We start from the raw sequence: 26,029 nt of genomic DNA on the forward strand, positions 1-26,029 counted from the left end.
GTGGGTTTGGTTCGGTGTTCTTACTCCACTTCCACCGTTTCCGGTGCTGCCGTCGGCGCCGCGTCGGGCGGTTCCGGGAATTCCAACAAGACCTGGTCCTTGTCGTCGAGGTCGACCGTGACCCGTCCGCCGCTGACCAGGCGGCCGAACAGCAGCTCGTCGGCCAGGGCCTTGCGGATCAGATCCTGGATCAGGCGTGCCATCGGCCGCGCGCCCATCAGCGGATCGAAGCCTTTCTTGCCGAGGAAAGCACGCAGCTTCTCGGTAAACACGGCTTCGACCTTTTTCTCGTGCAACTGCTCTTCCAGCTGCATCAGGAACTTGTCGACCACGCGCAGGATGATTTCCTGGTCCAGCGCGCGGAAGCTGATGGTCGCGTCGATGCGGTTGCGGAATTCCGGCGTGAACATGCGCTTGATGTCGGCCATCTCGTCGCCTGCCTGCTTGGAATTGGTGAAACCGATCGAAGCTTTCTGCAAGCTTTCCGCGCCTGCATTGGTCGTCATGATGATGATCACGTTGCGGAAATCGGCTTTGCGACCATTGTTGTCCGTCAAGGTGCCGTGGTCCATCACTTGCAGCAGGATATTGAAAATGTCCGGATGGGCTTTTTCAATTTCATCGAGCAGCAAGACCGCATGCGGCTTCTTGGTGATCGCTTCCGTCAGCAAGCCGCCCTGGTCGAAACCAACGTAGCCCGGCGGCGCGCCAATCAAACGGCTGACCGCGTGACGCTCCATGTATTCGGACATGTCGAAACGGATCAGCTCGATGCCGAGGATGAAGGCCAGTTGCTTGGCCACCTCGGTCTTGCCCACGCCCGTCGGACCGGAGAACAGGAAGGAGCCGATCGGCTTGTCCGTCTTGCCCAGCCCCGCGCGCGCCATCTTGATGGCCGAGGCCAGCGCGTCGATGGCGGGATCTTGCCCGAACACCACATTGCGCAAGTCGCGGTCGATGGTTTGCAGCTTGCTGCGGTCGTCCTGGTTGACCGTTTGCGGCGGAATGCGCGCGATCTTGGCGATGATGTCCTCGATCTCGGCCTTGCCGATGGTTTTCTTTTGCTTGGACTTCGGCAAGATGCGCTGCGCCGCGCCCGCTTCATCGATGACGTCGATCGCCTTGTCAGGCAAATGGCGGTCGTTGATGAAGCGCGCCGCCAGTTCGGCTGCCGTCGTCAGGGCCGAAGCCGAGTATTTCACGCCATGATGCTCTTCGAAACGCGATTTCAGGCCGCGCAGAATCTGTATGGTTTGCTCGACGGTCGGCTCGTTGACATCCACTTTCTGGAAACGGCGGCTCAAGGCGTGATCTTTCTCAAACACGCCGCGGAATTCCGTGTACGTGGTCGCGCCTATGCATTTCAACTGGCCGTTGGCCAGCGCCGGTTTCAGCAGGTTCGATGCATCCAGGGTGCCGCCCGAGGCCGAGCCCGCGCCGATGATGGTGTGGATCTCGTCGATGAACAGGATGCCGTTCGGATTGTCCTTCAGCTGTTTCAGCACGGCTTTCAGGCGCTGTTCGAAGTCACCGCGGTATTTGGTCCCGGCCAGCAAGGCGCCCATGTCCAGCGAATACACGACGGCATTTTGCAGGATTTCCGGCACGTCGCTTTGCGTGATGCGGTAAGCGAGGCCTTCGGCGATAGCCGTCTTGCCCACGCCCGCCTCGCCGACCAGCAGCGGATTGTTCTTGCGGCGGCGGCACAGGATCTGGATCACGCGATCGACTTCTTCCTCGCGGCCGATCAAGGGATCGATCTTGCCTTCGGCAGCGGCCTTGTTCAGGTTTTGCGTGAACTGGTCGAGCGGGCTTTCCTTCGGCTGGCCCTCGACGGGCGCATCTTCCACGCCTTCGGAGGCTTTCGCGCTTTCCGTCGACTGGTCCTTGCGCACCCCGTGCGAAATGAAATTGACCACGTCCAGGCGCGTCACGCCCTGCTGGTGCAGGTAGTAGACAGCATGCGAATCCTTTTCGCCGAAGATGGCCACCAGTACATTGGCGCCCGTGACTTCCTTCTTGCCATTCGAGGCGGACTGGACGTGCATGATGGCGCGCTGGATCACGCGCTGGAAACCAAGCGTCGGCTGGGTGTCGACTTCGCCCGTGCCAGGCACGGTCGGCGTGTTATCGCCGATGAAATTGGTGAGGGTCTTGCGCAGGTCCTCTATATTGACCGCGCAGGCCCGCAACACCTCGGCAGCGGAGGGGTTGTCCAGCAGTGCCAGCAGCAAATGCTCAACCGTAATGAATTCATGCCGTGCCTGCCGAGCTTCGACAAACGCCATGTGCAAACTAACTTCTAATTCCTGCGCAATCATACTTCCTCCATCACGCACTGCAGGGGATGCCCCGCCTTGCGCGCATGCGTTAAAACGAACTCCACTTTGGTACACGCTATATCTTTAGAGAACACGCCGCACACTCCTTTGCCGTAGCGATGAACACTGAGCATGATTTGCGTCGCCGTTTCACGGTCCTTGTTGAAATACTCCTCTATGATGGCCACCACAAATTCCATCGGGGTGTAGTCGTCATTGAGCAAGGCCACCTGGTAGAGCGGTGGCGGCTTCAGCACTTGCCGCTCCAGCAGGGTTTCTGTGTCGTGCTTGGTTGCCATACGCTTATTCTAATGCTTTCACAGTGGTTGTCATGCGCAATATCTACGCCTTTCCAATTGTTTTCAATCTTACGCGTTTTCTTAATAGTGCGCAGATGGCGACCTTGCTGTCAAAATCAAGAGTTGCTTTTTTGGTTGCCGTGAAGAATTTGGCAATATCGATGGAAAAGCGCTTGACTTCATTATTTATTCCGCCAACAATGCTGTATCGACTGTTGCAGTAATGTACAGCTTGATAAGAAGTGAGACGTCGAGGAGGGGGCAAGAAGCTTCTTGCTTTTATGGCTCGTGTGATTTGTTTTAATTTTGAAAGTTCTTTTTATGGCAACAGGTACAGTTAAGTGGTTCAATGATTCCAAAGGCTTTGGCTTCATCACTCCAGATGACGGCGGCGAAGATTTGTTTGCTCACTTCTCCGCAATCAACATGAACGGTTTCAAGACCCTCAAAGAAGGTCAAAAAGTTCAATTCGAAGTCACGCAAGGCCCTAAAGGCAAGCAAGCTTCCAACATCCAAGCAGCCTAAGCATCGCCGGCCCTCAGATGTGAAAAACCCCGTTGTCAAACGGGGTTTTTTTTCGTCCGCAGGGTGTGCTGCCCCTCCTGCCCTGCCCCTCGTGTTACATGTGCTCGATCATCACGTCGCCGAAACCGGAGCACGACACTTGCGTCGCGCCTTCCATCAGGCGGGCGAAATCGTAGGTGACGCGCTTCGAGGCTATCGATTTCTGCATCGACGAAATGACCAGGTCGGCCGCTTCCAGCCAGCCCATGTGGCGCAGCATCATTTCCGCCGACAGGATCAGGGAACCGGGATTCACGTAATCCTTGCCCGCGTACTTGGGCGCCGTGCCGTGCGTCGCTTCGAACATGGCGACGGAGTCGGACAGGTTGGCGCCCGGCGCGATGCCGATGCCGCCCACTTGCGCGGCCAGCGCGTCGGAAATGTAATCGCCGTTCAAATTCAGGGTGGCGATGACGCTGTATTCGGCCGGACGCAGCAGGATTTGTTGCAGGAACGCGTCAGCGATGGAATCCTTGACGATGATGTCGCGGCCCGTCTTCGGATTCTTGAACTTGCACCAAGGACCGCCATCGATCAGTTCGGCGCCGAATTCTTTTTGCGCCAGCGCATACGCCCAGTCGCGGAAACCGCCTTCCGTGTACTTCATGATGTTGCCTTTGTGCACGATCGTCACGGATGGCTTGTCATTGTCGATCGCGTACTGGATGGCCTTGCGCACCAGGCGCTCCGTGCCCTCGATCGATACGGGCTTGATGCCCAGGCCCGACGTGGCCGGGAAGCGGATCTTGGTCACGCCCATTTCATGGATCAGGAAATCCATCAGTTTCTTGGCTTCGGGCGAGCCTTGCTGGTATTCGATGCCGGCGTAGATGTCTTCCGAATTTTCGCGGAAAATCACCATGTCGGTCTTTTCCGGCTCTTTCACGGGCGACGGCACTCCCGTGAAGTAGCGCACGGGGCGCAGGCAGACATACAGGTCCAGCTGCTGGCGCAGCGCCACGTTCAGCGAGCGGATGCCGCCGCCGACGGGCGTGGTCAGCGGGCCCTTGATGGAGACGACGTAATCTTTCAGTACGGCCAAAGTTTCTTCCGGCAGCCACACATCGGGGCCGTACACATTCGTCGATTTTTCGCCTGCATAGATTTCCATCCAGCTGATCTTGCGCGCGCCGCCGTAGGCCTTGGCCACGGCAGCGTCGATCACCTTGATCATGACCGGGCTGATATCGATGCCCGTGCCATCGCCTTCAATGAAGGGAACGATGGGATTATCTGGTACATTCAGCGAAAAATCGGCGTTGACGGTGATTTTTTGGCCGTCAGCAGGTACAGTGATATGTTGATACATCGTGATCTCCGAAGTGGGACACACCGCTGGCAGGCAACACACGCCAGCGACGCGCTCTGCGGTTGCAGAGTTTACAAAAACAAGTCCGAACATGGCGGCAACAACGCACTTTAGCAGGAAAGAACACCCGGGCCATCTGCGGCGTCAAAGAACTTTTGCCATACCGTTTCAAGTCTTCTATAAGACATAAGACCAGCGTTTCACATTATGCACCAGTATCTTACAGGGCGCCACGCTTTTGCGGCGCCAACCAGCGGCCGCCATCGTTTGCATCAATTCATTTATCAGCATGCCACTTATTCTCTTCAATAAACCATTCCAGGTCTTGTGCCAGTTTTCGCCGCAGGACGGCCGCCTCACCCTGGCCGACCATTTGACCATTCCCGGCATCTACCCGGCAGGCCGGCTCGACGCCGATAGCGAAGGCTTGCTGCTGCTGACGGACGACGGTCGCCTGCAGCACGAGATCAGCCACCCCGACCGCAAGGAAGCGAAAACCTATTTGGTGCAGGTCGACGGCGTGCCCGACGCGGCCAGCCTGGCGCGCCTGCAGGCGCCGCTGGACTTGGGCGACTTCATCACCAAGCCGTGCAAGGCCGTGCGCATCGCCGAGCCGGACTGGCTGTGGCCCCGCAACCCGCCCATCCGCGCGCGCGCCGACAAGCCGACCTCGTGGCTGGCGATCACCTTGAAAGAAGGGAAAAACCGGCAAGTGCGGCGCATGACGGCGGCCGTCGGCCTGCCCACCCTGCGCCTGGTGCGCAGCGCCATCGGCCCGTTCTCGCTGGCCACTCACCCGCTGATGCCTGGCGAATGGTGTGAAGTGCCGGCCGAGAACATTGGAAAAGCATAAGCAGGACAAGAAAAGTGGCTGCTATAGAAAAATATAGCCAATAAGCACTATTTATTTTTAGACAATGCATTAAAATCATCTCACCTTAACATGACGGAAAAGGAAAGATGATGACAAAAGCAATACTGACGGTGGCCGCCTCCCTGCTTGCCGGCGCCGCATTGGCGCAATCAGGTGCCCAGGTGCATGCTTCGGCCGCCACCGATGCCCTCAAGCCGGTGCCGCCGGCAGCGGCTTCCGTCAACGCGTCCGCTGCGACGGACGCGGCGCGTTCGGGTGCATCGATCAAGGCCTCGGCCGCAACCGATGCGCCGCGCCTGATTCCCCAGCCGCGCAAAACGAAGCAGCCGGCCGCCGAAGCAGGCAAGCCCGTGAAATAAGTGTCGTCCCCGGGGTTACGGCAACCATGTTGCAGTAACCCCACGCTTTCGGCGTGGCCAGGCAGCAAGCTTGACCGGGCGGCAGCCAGCATGGCTTAATCGCCGCTTCGCAGCCACGATCGCGCTCCATGAAAACTTCCCTACGCCGTCTCAGCCTGCGCATCACCCTGATGGCTTGCGCCAGCATTGCGCAAGCGCAAACATCGCAAGGCAAGAGCTTGCAGCTCTCGGCCGGCATGCATTTGATCCAGGCGGAAGTCGCCGCCACGCAAGAGCGGCGCGAACAAGGCTTGATGTACCGCGAAAAGATGCCGGCGAATGCGGGCATGCTATTCGTCTTTGGCAACCCATCAACGCAATGCATGTGGATGAGAAATACGCCGCTCCCCCTGTCGGTGGCCTTTATCGACGCCAGTGGCAAGATCGTCAACATCGAAGACATGCAAGCGCATACACTCGACAGCCATTGCTCCACCAGGACCGTGCCCGTGCGCTATGCGCTGGAAATGAACCTGGGCTGGTTCAAGCAAAAGAACATCAAGCCAGGCATGAACATCGGCAACTTGCCCGCCTTGCACTAAGCCGTGGCGGCCGGCAGCGGGCCGCTACCGGAAAACGCAGCCGAAGATGACCATAAAAAGCACGCACGCACGCGAAAAAACCCGCCAGAACGAATCGGCGGGTTTTTGCTTTTCAACCAGTGCCAGCGTACCGGCACAGGCAAGACCACCTTGATGGCTTGCCTGCTGGCGAATATTAAGCGGACAGTGCTTTCAAAGCAGCTGCCAGACGGCTCTTATGGCGAGCTGCCTTGTTTTTGTGGATGATCTTCTTGTCAGCGATACGGTCGATGGTCGACACGGATGCTTGGAAGATTGCAGCAGCTGCTGCCTTGTCGCCGCCCTGAATCGCTTTGCGAGCAGCTTTGATAGCCGTGCGCAAGGTCGAACGTTGGGACGAATTGTGTGCGTTTTGCTTAACTGCTTGACGAGCGCGTTTGCGCGCTTGTGCGGTATTTGCCATGGAATTTCCTAAAACAGGGTCAAAGTGCGTTTGCAAACATTAGTGTTTGCCAACCGGTGCGTTCTGTGCGTCTGCCGAACCATGTGTGCCAAACCAGTGCCTGTCAAACATTAGTGTCTGCGTAACAGAATTCTGTACAGCCTTCGATTATAGCGATATTTTCAAGCGGGGGCAAATCAAAAAACCATGTGTGACGCCAAAAACACCTGAAAATGGGCTAGGCAAGGGTGAATCAACAGCGATTGTTACCATATTTTAAGCGTTTTCCAGGGCCATGCGCGGCTATAATCTGCCCCCATGAACTTGCTTAAAACCCTCGCCGCCATCTCCAGCATGACCATGCTGTCCCGTGTAACCGGATTATTGCGCGAAAGCCTGTTTGCGCGCGCCTTTGGCGCCGGCGCCTACACGGACGCCTTCATTGTTGCCTTCCGCATCCCCAACCTCTTGCGCCGTTTGTTTGCCGAGGGTGCGTTCTCGCAAGCCTTCGTGCCGATCTTGTCGGAATACAAGAACCAGCACGGCCAGGAAGCCAGCAAACAATTGGCCGACCATGTGGCCACGACGCTCGTCTGGGCCACCTTGCTCGTTTCCGCCATCGGCATCGTCGGCGCGCCGTGGTTCGTCTACGTGATCGCCACCGGCCTGTCCAAGGACCCGGGCGCCTTTGACGCGGCCGTGTGGATGACCCGACTGATGTTCCCTTATATTAGCTGCATGTCTTTCGTGGCCCTGGCCGGCGGCATTTTGAATACCTGGCGCGAATTCAAGATTCCCGCGTTTACGCCAGTGTTGCTCAATTTAGCATTCATCGCCGCCTCGCTGTTCCTCGCGCCACACTTGAAACAGCCGATCTACGCCATGGCCATTGCCGTCTTCGTCGGCGGCTTGCTGCAGGTAGCCATCCAGATTCCCGCCCTGATCAAGATCGGCATGCTGCCGCGCCTGTCGCTCAATCCCGCCATCGGCCTGTCTGACGGTGGCGTGCGCCGCGTGCTGAAAAAGATGGGACCAGCCGTCTTCGCCGTCTCGGCAGCGCAGATCAGCCTGATGATCAATACCAGCATCGCGTCGCGCCTGATGGAGGGCAGCATTTCCTGGCTATCGTATGCGGACCGCCTGATGGAATTCCCTACCGCCATGCTGGGCGTGGCCCTGGGCACCATCTTGCTGCCCAGCCTGTCAAAGGCGAATGTGGATGGCGACAAGACGGAATACTCGGCCCTGCTGGACTGGGGTTTGCGCCTGACCTTCCTGCTGGCACTGCCCGCCGCCGTCGGCATGGCGACCCTGGCCACGCCGCTGATCGCCACGCTCTTTCACTACGGCAAATTTACGGCCGAATCCGTGACCATGTCGACGCAGCCGCTGGTGGCCTACAGCCTGGGCCTGATCGGCATTATCCTGGTAAAAACCCTGGCACCCGCGTTTTATGCGCGCCAGGACATCCGCACGCCCGTGAAAATCGCCATCGGCGTGCTGATCGCCACGCAGCTGATGAATCTGCTGTTCGTGCCCTACATCGCCGTGGCAGGCCTGGCCCTGTCGATCGGCCTGGGCGCCTGCCTGAACGCCAGTTTCCTGTACTGGGGCTTGCGCAAGCGCGGCATCTACCAGCCGAAACCGGGCTGGGCCAAATTCTTCCTGCGCCTGCTGCCGGCGCTCATCGTGATGGGCGGCGTAGCGGCCTTCGGCGCCCTGCGCATCGACTGGATCGCCATGCAAGCCCAGCCGCTGTTGCGGGCCGGCGCGCTGGCCCTGCTGGTGAGCCTGTGCGGCGTGGCGTACTTTGCCACCTTGTTCCTGTTAGGCTTCCGCTTCCGCGACTTCAAGCGCCACGCGTGACAATTGCTGCAGGACGTTGTTGCCGGCGTCCCGCCGCACTGAAGACAGACGAAAAAAAACCCGCCGAAGCGGGTTTTTTTCATTGCAGCGAAAGCTTAGGCAGCTTTCTTGGCGCGACGGCGTGCCATGAAGCCCAGCAGGCCCAAGCCACCCAGCAGCATGCCATAGCTTGCTGGTTCTGGCACTGCAGACACCGTGTAAGTACCGGTGTAGTTGGCGCCAGCCAGGGCGGTGCCGAACAGTTGCAGTTTGAACGGACCAACACCGTTGTATTCCACGCCGAAGAACTTCAGGCCGCCAAACGAGAAGGCTTCGCCCAGTTGATTGTTCAGGTTCGAGGTGAGCGCATTGAACGTCAGCTTCTGGCCGGTAATCGACAAGCCGATGTTATACGTGCCAGCATCCAGGCCGTTCAGGATGATCTCATCCAGACCACCGGACAAAATGCCATCACCAACAACAGCGTTGAAGGTGTGGACATTGCCGTCAGGGGTAATATCCAGGATCTGATCGCCTGCCGACGCGCTGAACGATGCTGCTGCCAAGATGCCTGCAGCGATAAATTTCAATTTCATAGTTTATCCCTTAAAAAGTAATTTATGGCTGCAATGCGCAGGCCACCAATAGTTTTAGTACCGGAAGTACTGGATAGAATGGTAGCATAATCACATCGAATTAATTATAAATATTTTATTGAAGTTTCATCCTAGATAACTATTTTCCAAATGAACTATTTTCCACTATCTATGAATTTCCGCAAAAGAATAGTTACCGGGGCATGCATCTATTTTCCCCATATTTAACGGTGATAACGCCTACTCGGCAGTGTTTTCAGCGGAATTTTGCGCTTCAGGCTGCTCAACTGGCTCGGGCGGCGTTTGTTCTTGCGGTGGGGCAATAGGGTGAGAAAACAACGGTGGCGCCGGCAAGGCGGGCGCAATGCCGGCCTCATCACTCGCTGGCACAGCTGCCGGTCCCGCGGACGGCACGGATGACACCCGGGAATCGAGCATGAAGCGCCATTCCGAGAAATGCACCTTGCCTTCGAAGCCGGTAAACCTGGCCTCAAAGTTAGCAACTTTTAATGGCGCAGCCTGCGACAGGCTGTGCACGCCGATGATGCCGGTGCTGCCCGGCTGATACAGCAAGCCCCATTCGGCGCGTCCCGTGATGGGGTCGACATACAGCTTGCGCAGGTGGCGGCGCACCTGTGGAAAGCGGGGGTCGCGCAGCAAGGCGGCCAGATTTTGCGGCTGCTGGGGCTGGCCGGCAGGCGTGGCGCCCGCGTAGCTCTGCAGCGCATCGGCAAACTGCGCGCCGATGTCGAGCAGCTCCTGCTCGGCCGCCTGGCGCTGCAGCAAGGAACCCATCTTCAAGCCAGCCGCGCCCACCAGGCCCAGGATGGCCACCAGGATGATCAGGCCCAGGTAGGTAAAGCCGCGCTGGCGGCGCGCAGAACGAGCCATCGCCGCTACCAGTCCGCAAACGGTGTGCCGCTGCGGTCCTTGCCGGGCGCGCCGCTTCTCACGTCATACACCTGGCCCGGCGTATCGTCGGGTGGCGGCACGATGAGCCAGCTGGCGTCGCTGTCCGTGATGGGGTCGATCGGCATGGCGCGCAGGTATTTCTTTTCCACCAGTTGCTCCAAAGTATCGGGATAGCGCCCCGTATCGCCGTGGAACTGGTCGATGGTGGTGCGCAGGTTGCGCAAGTTATCCGCCAGCACGGTTTCCTTCGCCTTGTCGAGGCTGGGAAAGTAACGGGGCACGGCCAGGGTCAGCAGCAGCGCCACGATACCTAGCACCACCAGCAATTCGATCAGGGTAAAGCCGCGCCTGCGGGCAGGAAGGATTTCAGCAGCCATGGTTCACCATAGACGGTAAGGCACGTTGTTCAAGCCGGTCTTGCCCGACGTGCAGTACACGTCGTACACATCGTCGCCTTCGCGCGGCGCGGCGGCCTCGCTGGCGTAGCTGCGCTTGCCCCAGGTCTGCGCATCGCTGAGGCCGGCGTCTGCGTTGAACGGGTCGCGCGGCACGCGGCGCAGGAAAAACAGCTTGCTGCGCTTCGGGTTGCGCTGGTCCGGCACGCCCTCGACCAGCAGTTCCAGGCTTTTCGGGTAGCCGTTGGCATCGGGCGTGCGCAGGATGCGGCCCTCGTCGCCGGCGCGTTTATAGGCATCGAGTCCCTGGCGGATCTCGCGCAGCGCGCGCCGCAAGTCCTGCTCCTGGCGTCGCTGCATGGCCACCTGCGTGACGGGCACCACCAGCGTGCCCAGCACGCCCAGGATGGCCAGCGTTACCAGCAGCTCGATCAGCGTAAAACCGCCGTGCGTGCGCGCCAGTCTCATTTGGCGACCGGCACCGGCTGGCTTGACGACAGCGGCAAGGGGGCCGCCTGCAACGGCACGGGCTGGCCGGACGATATCGGCAGGGGCGCCGCCGCCGGCTCGGGCGACGGCGCCACTTCCGGCGCGGGCACGCTCTGCGGCAATGTCTGTGGCAATGTCTGCGGCAGGGTCGATGGCACCTGGCCCGGCGTCATCAGCGGCTGCGGGGGCGCCGGCTGCATGCCGACTGCCGACGGTCCGGAACGCACGATCAGCGTGCCTGGCATCTGCGTGGGCGCCTTGGCCGCCATGTCGGGCCGGCGGCGGAAGCTGCCTTCCGTGCCGGCCGAGAATTCCGATTCCTTCGCCTCCGGACGCTGCACCGTGCGCACCAGGTGCGGCGTGATCGACAGCACGATCTCCGTCTTCTGGCTGTCGTCCTTGCTGCTGCCGAACAGGCGTCCCAGCACGGGAATGTCGCCCAGGCCCGGCACCTTGTTGCCCGAGCTGCGCTCTTCGTTGTTGATCAGGCCCGCCAGCACCTGGTTTTCGCCATCCTTCAATTGCAGCATGGTCGACGCCTGGCGCGTGCCGATCTGGTACAGGGTCGAGCCGCTGCGGGTGGTGGTGGCCGCCCCCAGGTTGCTCACTTCGAGCGAGATGCGGATGCCCACTTCATTGTTCAAATAGATGGTCGGCTCGGCGTTCACCGTCAAGCCGACGTCCAGGTAGCTGACGGATTCCGAAGCGAAGCCGCCCGTGCCCGGCGAAATGGTGGTGGTCACCACGGGCACCCTGTCGCCGATGACGAACTTCGCCTTTTCCCGGTTGCGCACGCGGATGCGCGGGTTGGCCAGGATGTTCGCATCGCCGTCCGTCTTGTTGATGTTGGCCGTCACGGACAGATCGCTCACGCCGATGCTGCGCTGGTTCAGCTTATTCAAGTCATTGATGGTCAGGCCCATCCCGCCCGAGGTGGAAAGCGGCGTCAGGGTCAGGTTCGTTGGCCAGGCCACGCCCAGTTCCAGCAGGCGGCTGCGCTTGACTTCGAGGATTTCCAGTTCCAGCACCACTTCCGCCTCTGGCACATCCTGCAGCGCGATCAGGCGCTCGGCCAGGCGGATCGCCTCGGGCGTGTCGCGCACGATGACGAGATTGAGCTTTTCATCGGCCACCACGTCGCGCGTCTTCAAAATGGTCTTGAGCGTATTGGCCACCTGCTTGGCGTCCGCATTGGCCAGGAAGAAGGTCTTCACGAGCACTTCCTGGTATTCCTTCAATTTCGCCGCCACATTGGGATAGATCAAAATGGTGTTCGCATCCATCACCTGCTGCTCCAGCTGGTTCGTCACCAGCAGGAAATAGACGGCCGATTCCACCGTGCTGTTTTTCAGGAAAATCGAGGTTTTCGCGTCGGCCTTGACGTCCTTGTCGAAGACGAAATTGAGGCCGGAGCGGCGCGCGATCAGCTCGAACACCTGTTTCAGGGGAGCGTCGCGAAACTCGATGCTGATCGGCTGCTTGTACGATTTGGCCAGGCCCGATTCGACGATGGGCGGCGCCGTCTTTTCATCGACTTCGCGCAGCAGCGCGCGCGCGCCCGCATGGTTCGGCTGCTCCGTCAGGATGGCGTTCAGGCGCTGGCGCGCCGGGTCGTAGCGCTTGGCCTCGATATCTTTCTGCGCTTCGGCCAGCAGCTTGCCCTGGCGCTGCGCGCGTTCGAGCGCGCGCAAGCCGCTGTTGGCCCGCTCGTTCTGTGCGTCGATTTCCAGCACGCTCAGAAAGCCCGCGCGCGCCAGCTCGCCCTGCCCCGTTTGCGCCTGGCGCTCGGCCTGCTGCAAGCGGCCGCCCGTGGCCCGTTCGCGCGCCTGCAGGTAAGCACTGCGGTATTGCGCATTGCCGGGGTCTTGCTGCAGTGCTTCCTGCAGCTTTTGCAGGCCGGCCGGGATGTGATCTTGCGCAATCAGCTCGCGCCCGTCGCGGTAGGCCTGCTGCCCGGCGCAGCCGGACAGCAGCACCAGCAGCGCCAGCAACGACGCCGATGAAAAGGAACGAGACATCAATCGAGTACTCCAATGTTGAGCTGCTGAACTTGGTTCAACGGCAGATAAGTGAGCGTCATGACGGGCGGCGCGATGGTCACGACCTTGTAGGCGCCATCGATGACGGTATTGGCGCGCACGATATACGTCTTGTCGGCGCGCGACAAAAACACTTCCCAGGCGCCGTCGGCGGCCACCTTGCCCAGGTAGACGAAGGGCAGCGGCGGCGCCATCGGCGGGGGCGGCGGCGCGGCAATCACCGCCATTTTCGGCGGCGGCGGGGTCCAGTTCTGGCTCTGGAAGACGCCACCGGCGCCGCCAAAGGTATCGCCATCCTCGCCCGCCACTTCCTTGCGCGGCAGCAGGGCCAGGATGACCGGCTGCGCGGCCTGCGGCCTGGTGGCCGCATGGCGCGCCGGCGCAACGGCCCGTTCCACCGCCTCGGCCACCTCGGCCACGGGCTGGCGCTCGCCGAACAGCAGCAAGGCGCCCGCGCCCAGCACGCCGGCCAGCATCAGATAATGGCGCGGCGTCATGGCCCCTCCCCCGCGCGGTCAGTCAAATAGAACGTCAGGCGCAAGCGCGCTTCAAGTTCCGCATCGGCGATCTGCTCGCGGCGAAAACTCAGTTCGTCGAGCGAAGCAAAGGGGGCGGCGCGCAGCGCTTGCAGCGCGAACTGCCACACAGCCGCATAACTGCCCTTCAGCGGCAAGCTCACCTGCCAGGTGGCGACTCCGCTGGCCTTGTCGTAGCCGCTTTTATATTCGCCCTGCGCCAGCAGCAAGCCGTTTTTTGCGGCCAGGTCGAACAGCTGCTTGACTTGCTGCTCCGCGTGGCGCTGCTGTCCCAGGGTGGCATAAAAGCGCGCCAGGTTCTCGCTGGCCGTCGCCGGCGGCGCCACGGCCGCCACGGCCAGCGATGGCTGCGGCAGGGGCCGCGCTTCCAGCTGCGCCGCCACCGCGCGCTGCTGCCAGGCCCAGGCCCAGGAAGCGATTCCCAGCACGAGCACGGCCACGGCCAGGCAGGTGGGCGCGCCCGCGCGGCGCAGCAGCAGTTGCGCGCGCAGGCGCAAGATATTCAGGTCGATGGCCATCATGGCGTGCCCCAACCGGCTTCCAACTGGAAGCGCAGGGGTTTGTTCGGATCGAGCGCATTGATTTCATGGCGCAGCAGCTGCACCCGCGTGCCGAACAGCTCCTGCTGCTTCAATTGCGCGATGTAGGCCACCATGGCATCGCTGCCCGTCGTCTCGGCCGTGATCTTCAGCACGCGCTTGCGCGCATCCGGCTCCAGCGCCAGCAGCGCGATGCCGGGCGGCGTGGCGCTTGCCAGCGCATCCTGCACGTCGCGCCACGGCAAATTCAATTGCAGGATGGCGGCATTCACGGCCGCCGCCTGCGCGGGCGCGATGGGCACTTGCGGTGTCGGCGCAGGCCCCTGCGTGGCGGCCATCACGCGCTGCTGCGCCAGATGCCAGCGTGCCTCGCTTGCCTGCTGGCGTTGCAGCGCGGCACTGCCAGCCCACGCCGCCGTGACGCTCAGCGCCACGCCCAGCGCGCCAACGCACCACGCCCACGCGGGCACGCGGTGCAGGCTGCGGCGCCAGCCGGGCGGCGCAAAATCGATATCGAGGCGCGTCATGCCAGGCCTCCGCTGTGGGCCAGTTGGGCAGCTGGCGACAAGGTACCGTCCCCGTCTGGCGTGAAGAAAATCTGGCAGTTGAATTGTCCCGCCTGCGCCAGCCAGCCCGCTGGCGCCGTGCCGCACAGCTGCAGCAGCGCGGGCGCCGATACGCCTTGCAGCAGCGCCTCGCGCGCCAGCGCCTGCAGCAGCCAATCCCGGCCCGCGCCCGGCGGCACGGGCAGCGCGCGCACGGCGCGCAGGCAGCCATCGTCACGCACGCCCAGGGTCAAGGTGCGCCCCTGCAGCTGGCCAAACCAGGCGCCCGGTTTCAACGCGCCGTGCCAGCGGTTCCAGTGGCGCGCGAATTGCGGCGTGATGAAGATCAGGGCCAGCTTGCGTTCAGCTGCCACGCGGGTCAGCTGCGCCAGCAACGCATGCGGCACGGCGCAAAAAAACGGCGCGCGCGCATCCCAGGCGCTGCTGCTATGCCACAAGCCTGGCGCATCGCCATACAGCGACTGGAAACGCAGCGCGGCGGCCGCCTCGATATCGGCCAGGCGCGCGGCGCCTTGCGGCACGTCCACCTGCCACAGTCGCGCCAGGGCATCGTCGAGTACCACGGAGAGTGGCCAGCCCGCGTATTCGCCGGCTGGCAGCAACTGCGCCAGCGCCTGCCCCAGGGCGGAAAAATCGCCATGCAAGGTGTCGTCCGGCCCATACGCAGCTTCGCCCAGCGGCGTCCAGGCGGGCGCGCGCCAGCGGCTGCTGCGCCACAGGCTCACCTTGCCCGCCGCCACGCCAAGGCGCAGTGCCTGTCCCAATCTCAACTTCGCAAAACCGCTACGCATGCAGGGTGACCCTCTTGATTTCCGTGATGGTGGTGGCGCCCCGTTTGACCAGTTCCAGCGCCGCAAGTCGCAGGCTGCGCGTGCCGTTCGCATACGCTGCCGCCTTGATCTGGCGAATCGGTTTCTTGTCGACGATCAGTTCGCGGATTTCATCGGTCAGCACGAGAATCTCGGCGATCGAGCGACGCCCCTTGTAGCCCGTGCCGCGGCAATCGCCGCAACCCTTGCCTTGCTTGAATTGATATGCATCAACGTCGGCGCGCGCCAGGCCCACGCTGGCCAGCTCGGCATCGTCGGGCGTGTAGTCGGTGGCGCAATGGGGGCAGTTGGTGCGGATCAGCCGCTGCGCCCAGATGCCGTTCAGGGCCGAGACAAACGCATACGGGTCGATGCCCATGTGGGTGAAGCGGCCAAACACGTCGAAGACATTGTTCGCATGCACGGTGGTCAGCACCAAATGCCCCGTGAGGGCCGACTGCACGGCGATTTCCGCCGTCTCGCGGTCACGGATTTCGCCCACCATGATCTTGTCGGGGTCGTGGCGCAAAATCGAGCGCAAGCCCTTGGCAAAGGTCAGGCCCTTCTTTTCATTCACGGGGATTTGCAAAATGCCGGGCAACTGGTATTCGACGGGGTCTTCGATGGTGATGATCTTTTCGCGCCCGTTGTGGATTTCCGTCAGCGCCGCGTACAGGGTCGTGGTCTTGCCCGACCCCGTAGGGCCGGTGACGAGCAGCATGCCGTAGGCTTCCTGCGCCAATGCGCGCAAGGCTTCCAGCGATGGGGCGTCAAAGCCCAGCGCTTCCAGCGTCAGCGCGCCATATGCTTCGATCATGGCGCGCTTGTCGAGGATGCGGATGACGGCATCCTCGCCATGGATGCTGGGCATGATGGAAACGCGCAAATCGATTTCGCGCCCGCCTGCCTCGACGCGGAAGCTGCCATCCTGCGGCACGCGGCGCTCGGCGATATCGAGTTCGGCCAGCACTTTCAGGCGCGAGATGATGTGTTCGGCCACTTCGATGCCGTTGACGGAGGTGGCGTGATCGAGCACGCCGTCGACGCGGTACTTGACGGCCAGGCCGCCGGCCGTGCTTTCCAGGTGGATGTCCGAGGCGCCCGCCTTCAGCGCGTCATATAAAGTCGAGTTGACCAGCTTGACGGCGGGGCTGGCCGCTTCCGACACGCTGGCGAACGACAGCACGGCGGCCGTCCGGCCATCGCGCCGGCCGTCTCCGGCGGCGCCGGGCAGCAGGTTGTCGACGGCGCGCGCCGATTCTTCCTGCTTCGACAGGTAGGCGGCGATGTCGGCCTGCAGCGCAAGGCGGATGCCCAAACCGCCCCGCCCCGCGCGCGCACTCAGCCAGGTTTGCAGGTCGAGGTCAAACGGGTCGGCGATCACGCCTACCAGTTGGCCGTCGGCGGCGCGCAGCAGCACGCTGTGGCGCGCCAGCGCCTGCGACAGCGGCAGCAGGTCGAAGGCGGGAGAAAACGCCAGCATGTCGGCCGTTTCCAGCACCTCCAGGCCGAACGGACGCGCCAGCTCGCGCACCACGGCGCGCGCCTCAATGCCGCTCAATTGCTGCAACTCCTCGACCAGGCTGCGCTTCGATAGCCGGCACAGGGCGCGCGCGTGCTGCAGCAGCGCAGCGTCGATGGCCACGGTGGGCTGGGATTCGGTTTGCATCATGAAATATCGCCGGCAAGGTCGAAGATGGGCATGTACAGCAAGATCACGATGGCGCCCACAAGCAGGCCGATGGCGGCCATCAGCAAGGGCTCGAAGGTGCGCGTGAAACGGTCGATCCAGCGGCTGATTTCGCCGTCGTAAAAGGCGGCCGACTGCGTCAGCATGGGGCCCATATCGCCCGTGCGCTCACCCACGCGCAGCATGCGCAAGGAAATGGGCGTGGTCAGTTGATATTGCTCAAACGCGGAGGACAGGGGCTGGCCCGCCTCGATGGCGCCGCGCGCCTGTTGCAACGACGCCTGCATGCCCGGCGAAACCATCGCCTGCACGGTGGCAATCGCCTGCACGATGGTGATGCCGCCTTCGGCCAGCATGCCCAGCGTCAGGTATAGGCGCGACAGTTCATAGATGCGCACGCGCTCGCCGATGCCGGGCAGTTTCGCCAGCAGGCGCGCCACGCCGCCATGGCGCAGCACGCGCCGCACGGCCGTCAATACGACGCTGCCGGTGATAAGCAGCCCGAACAACAGCAGCCAGCCGTGCTGCGTGACGAACTGGCCCCAGTTGAGCATGACTTGCGACATCCACGGCAGGTTGCGCCCGGCGCCCTGGTAGACCTCGGCGAAACGGGGCACCACATAACTGATCAGGAAGGCGCTGACGCCACCGCCCACGGCCAGCAGGATGGTGGGGTAGATGGCGGCGCTGACGATTTTGCCGCGCACCGTATCGATGCGCTGCTGGTAGTCGATGTAGCGCGACAGCGCGCGCGGCAAGTCGCTGGTGCCCTCGGCCGCCTTGACGATGCCGATGTATAAAGGGGGAAACAGTTCAGCCTGCTCCGCCAATGCGGCGGAAAAGCGCTTGCCTTCGCGCAAGCCTTCCAGCAGGCGCGTGAGCACGCTGCGGGTGGCCGGCGACGCTTCCTTTTCCAGCAAGGCTTCCAGCGCTTCGACGATGCCCATGCCCGCTTGCAACAGCGCCAGCAATTCCTGGCTGAACAGCAGCAGGGGCAGCGCCCGCGCGCGCTGGCGCCCGGCCGCGCTGAACGGCGTGGCCCGCAGGGGACGGATGGCGCTGACGAACAGTCCGCGTGCCTCGGCCTGGCGGCGCGCGTCGGCTTCGTCGCGGCCATCGATCACACAGGTGTGCAAGGTGGCGACTGTCTGGTCCGTGGAAAGCGCGCGTACTTCAAACTGCATGATGGCTTGTCCGTGGCAAAAGAGTGGGCGCGCTGACCTTATTGCGAGCTGATGTCGGCATTCTCGCCGCTACCGCCCGGCTGGCCATCCTTGCCCGTCGAGACGATGTCATACTCGCCCTTGCTGCCGGGCGCGCGGTACTGATAAGCATGGCCCCACGGGTCGAGCGGCACGGCTTTTTTCAGGTAGGGACCATTCCAACGCGTGCCGGCGGCAGACGGCGCGACCAGCAGCGCGGCCAAACCCTCTTCCGTGGTGGGATAGCGCCCCACGTCGAGGCGGTAGGTGTCGAGCGATTTTTCAAACGCCTCGATCTGCGCCTTGGCCACCGTCACTTCGGATTTGCCCAGCTGGGCGAAATACTTGGGGCCGACGTAGGCCGCCAGCAAGCCGATGATCACTATCACGACCAACAATTCGAGCAAGGTAAAGCCGCGCGCATGGCGCGTTGCCGCAAGGTTCTGCCTGTGTGCTGCATGCATCCGCTAACTCCTTATTGCCTACCTTCAATACATTGCGTCGCTGCGCGCGGCGGATGGCCACGCCCGGGCGACACGCGCTTGCCCGATGCTTATCAGCCTACCATGCCGCTTATGGTTAATACAATCTTTTGTTTGTACTGTGAACAACAAATTGCATGGGAAACCATCCACTGTGCACGAAACGGCCTGCGCCACGTCCGCGCTTGCCAGTCTGGTGAATGAATCAACTATTTTCAATGCGAAAAGCATCTACTAATGGTCACCAATTCATAGTGAGCGATGAATTTTATTCATTCATTATTTGTAACTTTCAAATTAAATTTGCAAGAATATCAAACAATACAATTATCTCTTTTGCTATAGTGAAAATTAATTTTCTGCACAGTGGTCTTATCCGTCCACGCAGGAAAGAGCATCCAAGACGCAAAACATATTGCATCCTACATAATCACCAAGGGAAAATTCATGACTCGTATTGTGCATCCGAAGGCAGCTTCCGCAACAAGTCCCTTCTCCGCAAAGCAGTTGACTGGTGCCGTCATCCTGGCCCTGTCCGCCGCCTGCGCCCCCGCCGCCATGGCGGACGTGATCAACTTTGATCATCTGGATAGCCAGTTCGTCGGTCATGGCGACGCTCTGGAAATCGGGAAATTCCTGCTGACGGGCGCCTCGAATGTGGCTGGCGCCAATTATGGCGACCTGGTCGGTGCAGTGTTCGACGGCAAGGACCCGGACGCCTGCGGCATGGCCTGCCCGACCAACAATACAAGCAATTACTATGCATCGCTCAACGACGGCATCGTCTACCTCGATCCACTCAACCCGGGCGGCAGCGTCAGCCTGCAAGGCTTCGACGCCAGCTTCATCGGCTACGCCCAGGGCATCACCTACCCGGCGGTGGCCGGCCTGTTGCGCGTGCAAGGCTTCTATGCTGACGGTTCTTCCCTGTACGAAACGTATCAGCTGGGCGGCCCCGTTGGCGGCAGCTTCCAGTTCCAGCGCTACAACACCAGCGCCAGCTTCGGCAGCCAGCAATTCGCTTCGCTGGCCTTCTTCGGTTTCACTTGTAACACGGCCGGCAGTTGCAACGCCTTCACTACCAACAAGGGCCAGTTTGCGCTCGACAATATCGTCGCTTCGGTACCAGAACCATCGACCTACGCAATGCTGCTGCTGGGCCTGGCAGGCATCGGTTTCGCGGCGCGCCGCCGCCAGCAAGCCTGATTTTCCCTTTTTCGCTACCGTTACAGGAAATCCTACATGACATTCCGTCCCGCTTTGCGTCCCATTTCGCTCGCCGTACTGAGCCTGTTTGCCAGCCTGAGTTTCCAGGCCCACGCCGATGACTTGCGCCGCCCTTACATCGTGCAACTGACCGATAAACCGATCGCTTCCTACGCCGGCTCGGTGGAAGGCCTGGGCGCCACCCAGCCTGCCGCCGGCGGCCGCCTCGATCTGGCCAGCGCGGAAGTGCAACTGTACGGCGACTACCTCGAGCAGAAACAAGCCCGGGTACAAGCGCTCGTCGCCGCCGCCCCCGTGCAATACCAGTACAAGATCGTCCTCAACGGTTTCTCCGCCCTGCTGACCGACGCCGAAGTGCGCCAGTTGCAGGCCAGCGGCGACGTGGCCAGCATCGCCCCCGACGAGCCACGCACCCTGCAAACGAACTACACGCCAACCTTCCTGGGTCTGGACCAGCCGGGCGGCCTGTGGAGCCAGTTGGGTGGCAAGGAGCATGCGGGCGAAGACATCATCATCGGCATCGTCGATGGCGGTGTGTGGCCGGAAAACCTGTCGTATGCGGACAAGGTCGATGCCAACGGCACCCCGACCTTCGACCCGAACGCCAGCCTGGCATACGGCGCCGCGCCGGCCGCCTGGAAGGGCAGCTGCCAGACGGGCGAAGGCTTCACACAAGACCACTGCAATAACAAGCTGCTTGGCGCACAATACTTCAACGCCGTGCGCCTGACCGAGACGGACAAGATTCAGCACTGGAGCGAATTCACCTCGCCGCGCGACTCCGTTGGCAACCCCAGCGGCGAAGGTGGCCACGGCACGCACACCTCATCGACTGCCGGTGGCAATGCGAGCGTGCCTGTCACGGCGAACGGTACGCCGCTGGGCGTGATTTCCGGCATGGCGCCACGCGCCCGCCTGTCCGTCTACAAGGTCTGCTGGTCCTACAACCTGGACACTCAGCCGACGGGCGCGAAAAATAGCTGCTACGGCGGCGACAGCGTGGCAGCGATTGAAAAAGCCGTGCAGGATGGCGTACACGTGATCAACTATTCGATCAGCGGCGGCGGCAGCGTCAACGATCCGGTCGAGCAAGCCTTCCTGCATGCCTCGAATGCCGGCGTGTTCGTTGCCGCTTCGGCCGGCAACTCGGGACCGGCGAACACGGTGGCCCACGTAAGCCCGTGGATCACCACGGTGGCCGCCTCGACGCATAACCGCGCCAATCAGGCCACCGTGACCTTGGGCAATGGCGCCAAGTACACGGGCGCCTCGCTCAACTACAACCCGCTGCCGGCCACCACCTTGATCCGTGCCCAGGATGCGGGATTGCCAGGCGCCGATGCGCAAAAACTGGCGCTGTGCTACCGCGCCGGCGACAACGGCGGCGTGGCCTTGCTGGATCCGGCCAAGGTCGCAGGCAAGGTCGTCAGCTGCCTGCGCGGCACTACGGCGCGCACCGACAAGGGCGTCGCCGTGCTGGAAGCAGGTGGCGCCGGCATGGTGCTGGTCGACACGGGCGTGGGCCTGGTATCGGACCCGCACGTGCTGCCAGCCGTGCACGTGAGCGCCGCCGACGGCGCGCTGATCAACGCCCAGGCACAAACGGGCGCCGCTACGGCCGCCATCTCGCGCTTCGTCACCAATAGCAACGGCCCAGCCGCCCCCGTGGTGGCCGACTTCTCGTCGCGCGGCCCGAACCTGTTCGACGCCAACCTGCTCAAGCCCGACGTCACGGCGCCTGGCGTGGACATCCTGGCCGGCGGCTCGCCTGCCCTGTCGCGCGCGCAGCGCGACGCCGTGCAGGATGGCAGCCTGGTGCCGGCGCAAGCCTACATCTTCCTGCAAGGCACCTCGATGTCCAGCCCGCATGTGGCGGGCCTGGCCGCCCTGCTGCGCCAGCAGCATCCTGACTGGAGCCCGGCCGCCATCAAATCGGCCCTGATGACCACCGGCAGCACCACCCTGCCCGACACGCAGGCAGGCGATGCGCGCGGCATCCTGCCATGGGGCCAGGGCGCCGGCCACGTGACGCCGAACAAGGCTGCCGATCCGGGCCTCGTGTATGACGCCGGCCTGACTGACTACAAGAAATACATGTGCGGCGTCGGCATGACGACTGAATGTGCGGGCGGCACCCTGGCCGGCTACAACCTGAACATGCCGTCGATCACCATCGCCAACGTGCTGGGCACGCAAACGGTGGCGCGCCGCGTCACCAACGTGGGCAGCGGCAGCGCCACCTACACGGCCAGCGCCTCGGTCAGCGGCTACAGCGTGGTAGTGGCACCTGCCACCCTGACGCTGGCGCCCGGTGAAACCAAGTCCTTCAACGTGACGCTGACGCGCACCACGGCGCCGGACAACACCTGGCAATATGGCGCCCTGGTGTGGAGCGATGGCGTGCACACGGTACGCAGCCCCGTCACAGCCCGATCGGGCCGCGCGGTGCAATCGCCGGCACTGCTGCAAGCCGACAAGGTCAGCGGCCTGCGTTCGCTGACCCTGTCCACCGGCTTCGCCGGCAAGGTCGGCGCGGCGACGGGCGGCCTGAAGGAAGTGGCGCGCAGCGCACAAACCATCAGCCAGGCCGCACCGGGCAGCGTCGACACGCTGGAGCAAATGGCTGCCGCGTGCAAGGCGGGCAGCAGCGGCGTGCGGGTGGTCAATGTCAGCATTCCGGCCAGCACGGTGGTGGCGCGCTTTGAAACCTTTGACCGCGACACCACGGAAGGCGCCGGCAATGACCTCGACTTGCTGCTGCTCAACAGCGCGGGTGCGACCGTCGCCACTTCGGCCTCGGCTGGCTCGAACGAGGCGATCACCGTGACCACCCCGGCGGCCGGCAGCTACAAGCTGTGCGTGATCGGCTACGAAGTGGCGAATGGCGTGTCGACCGGCTTCAGCCTGTCGTCAGCCGTCGTCACGACGGCCGACAAGGGCGGCAACCTGAAAGCCACCCTGCCAGGCAAGGTGTATGTGGGCGGCAGCGCCACGGCCGGCGTCAGCTGGTCGGGCCTGGAAACGGGCAAACGCTACCTGGGCGGCGTCGTCTTCCTTGATGGCAACAATACGGCGGCCTCCACCACCGTCCTGTCTGTGCAAACCAACAATCCGCTGCCGCTGGCCGTCCCCAGCATGCGCAACGTGAAAATGGACGCCAAGCTGTAAGCACATCGTGCGATTGGCAACACGACGCGCCCTGCGGGGCGCGTTTTTTTGTGCCGCCGCTACAGGCGTAGAATCGACATCACAACTGCCTCCCCAACGCCTGGAAAGCCTGCCATGCCATCGAAAAACTGGATATTTGCCGCCATTGCCGGAGTCAGCGGCTTGGCCGGCGCCGTGCCAACGGAGCAGCACAAACCGGCGCCGCTGGCGCGCCACACCTACATCGTACAATTGACGGATGCACCACTGGCCTCGTACACGGGGGGCGTGCCGGGCCTGGCCCCGACTTTCGTTCAGGGCCGGCGACTGGAGACGGACAGCGAGGCGGCGCGCCGCTATACGGCTTACCTGGAAGAGCGCCAGCGTGCCGTGCTGGCGCTGGTGGCCGAGGCGTCCGTGCAATACCGCTACACGGTCACCCTGAACGGCTTCGCGGCCATGCTGACGCCAGACGAAGTGGCGCGCCTGCGAGCCAGCCCGGACGTGGCCCAGGTATCGCTCAGCACCATCGAATACACGCACACTGATGGCGGCAATGGCAAGAAACAGGCGCCGCCGCAGGACCAGCGCTAATGGCTGAGCAGGCGCAGCGCGAGGCCGCGCGACACGGCTTGCGTGCGGTTGCTCACGCCGAATAATTTGTAGATGCGCTGCAAATGGCTTTTCACGGTTCCGCCGCTGATGCCGAGGATTTGCCCCACCTCTTCATTGCTCTTGCCGATGCTGACCCAGTGCAGCACTTCCAGCTCGCGCGCGCTGGCCGCGCGCGACGCTGCCAGGCCCGCCACGGGCACGCGCACGCGCTCTTGCAGCGCCAGCCAATGCAGGTGCAGATAGGGCAGCAGCAGTTCCAGTACATACGCCTGGCGCGCCGGGTCCGGCAAGGAGGCGCAGAACAGAGCAAAAAAACTGCCACCGCCTGCCATCACATTGCCATGCACCAAGACTTGTCCGATGACGGCCGCCTTCCTGCCGCCCGCGCGCCAGGCCTGCGCCAGACGCGCCACCTGGCCATCGCGCGTGTCGTTGATGTCGCGCAACTGCACGGGATCGAGCACGGCACTGTGCCATGCCTCGCTGCGCAGCACACTCCCATCGGCGCCCAGTTGCGCGCAAACGAGTATGGCGTGCGGCAACAAGGCTTGCAACGGGCCCTGACTCCACAGGAAAAAATCGCTGGACACGCTGATGCCATGCGCGCCGAGTATGGCGTGCAACAGATATTCCTGTTCCCGCCCCGTCAGCAGCATCATGCGCACATGGCGGCATCAAACGCCAGGTAACGGTAGCCGCTGCCGCGCACGGTCTCGATGCGGTGGCCACATCCTTCCGGCTGCAAAGCGTGCCGCAAGCGTCCCACGTGGGCGTCGACAGTGCGCTCGTCCAGATAAGCGCCATGGCCCCAGACCTGGTCCAGCAATTGCGCGCGACTATGCACCCTGTCCGGATGCTCCATGAGGAAATGCAACAGTCTGAATTCCACGCGGCCCAGGTTGACGGGCACGCTGCCGACGGTCACGCGCTGGGTATGCGGATCGAGGCGCAAGACGGTATCGCCAGCCACGCTTGAGCCTGAACTTGCGCGCAAGGCCGAAGGCGCGCGCCGGCGCAGCAGCGCATGCACGCGTGCCAGCATTTCACGTGGACCGAAAGGCTTGCAGAGATAATCGTCGGCGCCGCTTTCCAGCGCCAGCACCTTGTCCTGCTCGCTATCGCGCGCACTCAGCATGATGATGGGCAAGTCGCACAGCACGCCGTCCTGGCGTACCTGGCGCAACAGCCCGATGCCGCAGGCATCCGGCAATGCCCATTCCAGCATCAACAGGTCAATCGGGGTAGCGGCCAGCAGCGCCAGCGCGCCGCGCGCGTCCACGGCACAGCTGACCCGATAGCCGGCGCCGGCGAGATTATGCGCCAGCAGCGCTTGCATGGCGGGCGCTGGGTCCAGCATCAGAATGTGGCCAGGCATCGATGCATCCTCCCGAAAAAGTTGGCGGCAGCCCATGAAAAAACTAGACTGCCCGACAAGTTTTTCACTATGCATCAAGCGCAAAACGCTGACTAATACAATTTAGTTTCCTGATTTATAGCTATTTCAAATAAATAGATGAAAAAAAACACAGCGGGCCATGGGCGCGCTGTGTCCAGACTGGAAAGACTACGCTGGCGTGACAGACTGGCGTCGGCGCAGGGCAAAACCGATCAGCGCCAGGCCGCCCGTCAACATCATCCATTCCGACGCTTCCGGTACGGCCGAGATCGTCGCGATGCTGGCGTAGGTGCTGCCGGCTATGCTGGCGGGCAAGCCTCCGTTGAGCGGGGTCAGCTCGAATTGCAGCAAGTTGCCATTGATATTGCCCAGGTAGGACGTCGCCGTGGCGTCGAGCAAGCCCACCCCGAAGGTCGTGCCAGCGTTGCCGGACGTGTTCAGGAAATCGCCGCCAAAGACGATGTTGAAACCGAACTTGCCGCCCAGGGTCACATTGTGAAACCAGTCGTTGTAGGCACCGCTATTGCCGAAGGTCAAACTGCCGGGCAAGCTGCCGCTGACACTGCCTTCCTGCGATTCCAGCGCGCCGAACGCACCCGAGAAATGGCTCAAGGTGGCGCTGGCGCCCGGCGCAGGACTATTGCCAGCGATAAAGGCGAAGTCGAGGAAACCGGCGCCAGAGAATGCGCTGGTGTCGATTTCCACGTGGTAGCCGAGCGGGTCCGCCAGCGCCAGACTGCTGCTGGCGGCCAGCACGGCGGCCAGCACGGCGCGACGCAGGGTCAGATGTAATGTCGTAGTCAACATGATGCTTCC

27 protein-coding genes are annotated in these 26,029 nt (G+C 62.4%); 8 read left to right on the forward strand and 19 right to left on the reverse strand.

Annotated elements, in window-relative coordinates; genetic code table 11:
• Positions 1–20 precede the first annotated feature (20 nt).
• Both clpA and clpS read right to left on the reverse strand, forming a co-directional pair.
• Entirely contained in the window at positions 21–2,321 is a 2,301-nt protein-coding gene (gene clpA, locus CSZ94_RS03495; RefSeq protein WP_102120234.1) for an ATP-dependent Clp protease ATP-binding subunit ClpA, read from the reverse strand.
• Entirely contained in the window at positions 2,318–2,620 is a 303-nt protein-coding gene (gene clpS / locus CSZ94_RS03500) for an ATP-dependent Clp protease adapter ClpS (RefSeq protein WP_096234388.1), read from the reverse strand. Before clpS ends, clpA begins: the two co-directional genes overlap by 4 nt.
• A 321-nt stretch (positions 2,621–2,941) precedes the next feature.
• Here clpS and cspE point away from each other — a divergent pair, with 321 nt between their 5' ends.
• Complete coding sequence (cspE, locus tag CSZ94_RS03505) at positions 2,942–3,145, forward strand: transcription antiterminator/RNA stability regulator CspE (RefSeq protein ID WP_010395943.1); 204 nt, start codon at positions 2,942–2,944, stop codon at positions 3,143–3,145.
• A gap of 94 nt (positions 3,146–3,239) precedes the next feature.
• Here cspE and icd read toward each other — a convergent pair whose 3' ends face one another.
• Complete coding sequence (gene icd, locus CSZ94_RS03510) at positions 3,240–4,493, reverse strand: NADP-dependent isocitrate dehydrogenase (RefSeq protein ID WP_102120235.1); 1,254 nt, start codon at positions 4,491–4,493, stop codon at positions 3,240–3,242.
• A gap of 289 nt (positions 4,494–4,782) precedes the next feature.
• On the opposite strand from icd, the gene CSZ94_RS03515 reads away from it, so the two are divergent.
• The 3 genes from CSZ94_RS03515 (at position 4,783) to CSZ94_RS03525 (ending at position 6,307) form a co-directional block, all read left to right on the forward strand.
• Complete coding sequence (locus tag CSZ94_RS03515) at positions 4,783–5,346, forward strand: pseudouridine synthase (protein WP_102120305.1); 564 nt, start codon at positions 4,783–4,785, stop codon at positions 5,344–5,346.
• A 110-nt stretch (positions 5,347–5,456) separates the two neighbouring features.
• A complete protein-coding gene (locus tag CSZ94_RS03520; protein WP_102120236.1) occupies positions 5,457–5,726 on the forward strand; it encodes a hypothetical protein in 270 nt (89 codons plus the stop codon).
• 128 nt (positions 5,727–5,854) lie between these two features.
• Positions 5,855–6,307, forward strand: a complete 453-nt coding sequence (locus CSZ94_RS03525; protein WP_102120237.1) for a DUF192 domain-containing protein — start codon at positions 5,855–5,857, stop codon at positions 6,305–6,307.
• 175 nt (positions 6,308–6,482) lie between these two features.
• Here the strand turns inward: CSZ94_RS03525 and rpsT are convergent, their stop codons facing one another.
• Positions 6,483–6,749: a 30S ribosomal protein S20 gene (rpsT, locus tag CSZ94_RS03530; RefSeq protein ID WP_010395935.1), complete on the reverse strand. Its 267-nt coding sequence runs from the start codon at positions 6,747–6,749 to the stop codon at positions 6,483–6,485.
• A 297-nt stretch (positions 6,750–7,046) separates the two neighbouring features.
• Here rpsT and murJ point away from each other — a divergent pair, with 297 nt between their 5' ends.
• Positions 7,047–8,594 carry a murein biosynthesis integral membrane protein MurJ gene (gene murJ / locus CSZ94_RS03535; RefSeq protein WP_102120238.1) on the forward strand — a complete coding sequence of 516 codons (1,548 nt, stop codon included), beginning with the start codon at positions 7,047–7,049 and terminating at the stop codon, positions 8,592–8,594.
• Between the two features lie 95 nt (positions 8,595–8,689).
• Here the strand turns inward: murJ and CSZ94_RS03540 are convergent, their stop codons facing one another.
• From CSZ94_RS03540 to gspG, 12 genes are all read right to left on the reverse strand, one after another.
• The gene (locus tag CSZ94_RS03540) at positions 8,690–9,169 is read right to left on the reverse strand and encodes an FxDxF family PEP-CTERM protein (RefSeq protein ID WP_102120239.1); all 480 of its coding nucleotides are present in this window, start codon (positions 9,167–9,169) and stop codon (positions 8,690–8,692) included.
• A 240-nt stretch (positions 9,170–9,409) separates the two neighbouring features.
• Positions 9,410–10,060 carry a type II secretion system protein gene (locus tag CSZ94_RS03545; protein WP_102120240.1) on the reverse strand — a complete coding sequence of 217 codons (651 nt, stop codon included), beginning with the start codon at positions 10,058–10,060 and terminating at the stop codon, positions 9,410–9,412.
• Positions 10,061–10,065: 5 nt separating this feature from the next.
• Positions 10,066–10,458, reverse strand: a complete 393-nt coding sequence (locus CSZ94_RS03550) for a type II secretion system protein (RefSeq protein WP_102120241.1) — start codon at positions 10,456–10,458, stop codon at positions 10,066–10,068.
• Positions 10,459–10,461: 3 nt separating this feature from the next.
• A complete protein-coding gene (locus CSZ94_RS03555; RefSeq protein ID WP_102120242.1) occupies positions 10,462–10,944 on the reverse strand; it encodes a type II secretion system protein in 483 nt (160 codons plus the stop codon).
• Positions 10,941–12,983 (reverse strand): secretin N-terminal domain-containing protein, encoded by a 2,043-nt coding sequence (locus tag CSZ94_RS03560; protein ID WP_102120243.1) that lies wholly within the window; start codon positions 12,981–12,983, stop codon positions 10,941–10,943. Before CSZ94_RS03560 ends, CSZ94_RS03555 begins: the two co-directional genes overlap by 4 nt.
• Positions 12,983–13,501, reverse strand: coding sequence for a hypothetical protein (locus tag CSZ94_RS03565; protein ID WP_102120244.1), 519 nt, complete (start codon positions 13,499–13,501; stop codon positions 12,983–12,985). Before CSZ94_RS03565 ends, CSZ94_RS03560 begins: the two co-directional genes overlap by 1 nt.
• Positions 13,498–14,061, reverse strand: coding sequence for a hypothetical protein (locus CSZ94_RS03570; RefSeq protein WP_102120245.1), 564 nt, complete (start codon positions 14,059–14,061; stop codon positions 13,498–13,500). Before CSZ94_RS03570 ends, CSZ94_RS03565 begins: the two co-directional genes overlap by 4 nt.
• Positions 14,058–14,606 (reverse strand): hypothetical protein, encoded by a 549-nt coding sequence (locus tag CSZ94_RS03575; RefSeq protein WP_102120246.1) that lies wholly within the window; start codon positions 14,604–14,606, stop codon positions 14,058–14,060. Before CSZ94_RS03575 ends, CSZ94_RS03570 begins: the two co-directional genes overlap by 4 nt.
• Positions 14,603–15,436, reverse strand: coding sequence for a hypothetical protein (locus CSZ94_RS03580; protein WP_146009726.1), 834 nt, complete (start codon positions 15,434–15,436; stop codon positions 14,603–14,605). The genes CSZ94_RS03575 and CSZ94_RS03580 overlap by 4 nt, the downstream gene beginning before the upstream one ends.
• Positions 15,429–17,123, reverse strand: a complete 1,695-nt coding sequence (locus tag CSZ94_RS03585; RefSeq protein ID WP_102120306.1) for a GspE/PulE family protein — start codon at positions 17,121–17,123, stop codon at positions 15,429–15,431. The genes CSZ94_RS03580 and CSZ94_RS03585 overlap by 8 nt, the downstream gene beginning before the upstream one ends.
• Positions 17,123–18,328 (reverse strand): type II secretion system F family protein, encoded by a 1,206-nt coding sequence (locus CSZ94_RS03590; protein WP_102120248.1) that lies wholly within the window; start codon positions 18,326–18,328, stop codon positions 17,123–17,125. The genes CSZ94_RS03585 and CSZ94_RS03590 overlap by 1 nt, the downstream gene beginning before the upstream one ends.
• A gap of 38 nt (positions 18,329–18,366) precedes the next feature.
• Positions 18,367–18,810 carry a type II secretion system major pseudopilin GspG gene (gspG, locus tag CSZ94_RS03595; RefSeq protein WP_102120249.1) on the reverse strand — a complete coding sequence of 148 codons (444 nt, stop codon included), beginning with the start codon at positions 18,808–18,810 and terminating at the stop codon, positions 18,367–18,369.
• 465 nt (positions 18,811–19,275) lie between these two features.
• On the opposite strand from gspG, the gene CSZ94_RS03600 reads away from it, so the two are divergent.
• The 3 genes from CSZ94_RS03600 (at position 19,276) to CSZ94_RS03610 (ending at position 23,796) form a co-directional block, all read left to right on the forward strand.
• Positions 19,276–20,034 carry an NF038120 family PEP-CTERM protein gene (locus CSZ94_RS03600; RefSeq protein ID WP_102120250.1) on the forward strand — a complete coding sequence of 253 codons (759 nt, stop codon included), beginning with the start codon at positions 19,276–19,278 and terminating at the stop codon, positions 20,032–20,034.
• Between the two features lie 36 nt (positions 20,035–20,070).
• Positions 20,071–23,223, forward strand: a complete 3,153-nt coding sequence (locus CSZ94_RS03605; protein WP_102120251.1) for a S8 family peptidase — start codon at positions 20,071–20,073, stop codon at positions 23,221–23,223.
• Between the two features lie 114 nt (positions 23,224–23,337).
• On the forward strand, positions 23,338–23,796 hold the full coding sequence (locus CSZ94_RS03610; protein ID WP_102120252.1) for a protease inhibitor I9 family protein: 459 nt from the start codon (positions 23,338–23,340) through the stop codon (positions 23,794–23,796).
• Here CSZ94_RS03610 and CSZ94_RS03615 read toward each other — a convergent pair.
• The 3 genes from CSZ94_RS03615 to CSZ94_RS03625 form a co-directional block, all read right to left on the reverse strand.
• Positions 23,793–24,440 carry a LuxR C-terminal-related transcriptional regulator gene (locus CSZ94_RS03615; protein WP_258000750.1) on the reverse strand — a complete coding sequence of 216 codons (648 nt, stop codon included), beginning with the start codon at positions 24,438–24,440 and terminating at the stop codon, positions 23,793–23,795. The genes CSZ94_RS03610 and CSZ94_RS03615 overlap by 4 nt on opposite strands.
• Before the next feature lie 32 nt (positions 24,441–24,472).
• Positions 24,473–25,192 (reverse strand): winged helix-turn-helix domain-containing protein, encoded by a 720-nt coding sequence (locus tag CSZ94_RS03620; RefSeq protein WP_102120254.1) that lies wholly within the window; start codon positions 25,190–25,192, stop codon positions 24,473–24,475.
• Between the two features lie 189 nt (positions 25,193–25,381).
• Positions 25,382–26,020: an NF038129 family PEP-CTERM protein gene (locus CSZ94_RS03625; RefSeq protein WP_102120255.1), complete on the reverse strand. Its 639-nt coding sequence runs from the start codon at positions 26,018–26,020 to the stop codon at positions 25,382–25,384.
• Positions 26,021–26,029: the final 9 nt, after the last annotated feature.

This window comes from Janthinobacterium sp. ROICE36 (assembly GCF_002869965.1).
Lineage (GTDB): Bacteria > Pseudomonadota > Gammaproteobacteria > Burkholderiales > Burkholderiaceae_D > Janthinobacterium.